Origin of the sequence: Helicobacter pylori (genome assembly GCF_003637685.1) — a bacterium.
GTDB classification, from domain to species: Bacteria; Campylobacterota; Campylobacteria; order Campylobacterales; family Helicobacteraceae; genus Helicobacter; species Helicobacter pylori_CJ.
This window is the reverse complement of record NZ_MVWW01000020.1, coordinates 1-1,126: the sequence shown is the minus strand read 5'-3', so window position 1 is coordinate 1,126 and position 1,126 is coordinate 1. Positions and strand designations below refer to the sequence as shown.

Here is a 1,126-nt window from a genome sequence, read left to right as displayed (position 1 = left end):
TACCCCCCTAAAAACTATAAACATAACTCACATTAAACACCACAAGGCGTTTGAAAAAGAGGGAAGTGTTTAACCCTTTGCCATGCGTTTCATAAAAGGAATTGACCGCTAAAGGGATCTTTAAGCCCATTTCAAAGCCATTGTGCCTATTGACATTCACACGAACCCCAAAATTCAAAGGGATTTGAAAGAAACTCGTGTGCATTTTAGCCTGATAATTTGTCAAATAATTGTTGATAAAATCCGTTTGGCTCACCCACATGCTCAAACCACTCCCTACCCACGAACTCCCCGCTAAAGCAAAGCCCACATAAAAACCCACGCTCGAATGTTTTTGCTCATTATCAATGAAATTAAAAAGGTAGTCTATTCCAAGCCCATAGAGGTGGTTATTCATTTTGCCTAAACCATCAAAGCCATTGCCCACAAAACCAAAGTTAGTGTAACCATAATCATAGAACAAATAATAGCGAAACCCTTGATTTTTTTTCTTGGTAAAGAAATGCTTATACCCCACGCTCAAACTCACCCCATACATGCTTGAAATGTTTTTAGAATAAGAGGTGGGATCCAGCGCGTTTAAGGAATTTGAAATTTGAGCGATCTGAGAAGATAAAGAAGAAAGCATGCGGTTTTGAGATTGAGCGAATTGCAATTCTAAATTTTTTAAGTTTTCTATTAATTCTAAAGGGTTAGTAACGGGTTCTTGCATTTTTTCTAACGCTTGGGCTAATTGCGGGTTAGATGCAACGCCCCCGCTAAGCATGACTATTTTTTCAATGTTTTGAAGGGTGGATTGGATGTAGTATTGCTCGGCTTGCATTTCAGTGGGGGTTAATTTAGAATGGTTTTTCAAAGCGTTGTTGATGTAATTAAAGGTGTTGGGCATGCCTTTGATTTCATTTTTGACTTGATTGAGTTTGTAGATTTGGTTTTGAGTGTTAGAAATCGTTTGGATGCGTTCTTGATTCAAAAAAGGGTCATTATGCTCAACGGCATGACTGATAGAATATTCAACGCCCACGCTCGCATACGCCCCATTTTCTTCAGCGATACAATAAGATAAAAATAATAAAGATAAAGGAAATAAGGTTTTTTGAAATTGCATGGGTGATCCTGCTATGAA

1 protein-coding gene is annotated in these 1,126 nt (G+C 38.0%); it reads right to left on the bottom strand.

The window, feature by feature from the left end; all coding sequences use genetic code 11:
- Positions 1 to 7: 7 nt before the first annotated feature.
- Positions 8 to 1,108, bottom strand: a complete 1,101-nt coding sequence (hopJ, locus tag EAL44_RS07800; RefSeq protein ID WP_121076570.1) for a Hop family outer membrane protein HopJ/HopK — start codon at positions 1,106 to 1,108, stop codon at positions 8 to 10.
- Positions 1,109 to 1,126: the final 18 nt, after the last annotated feature.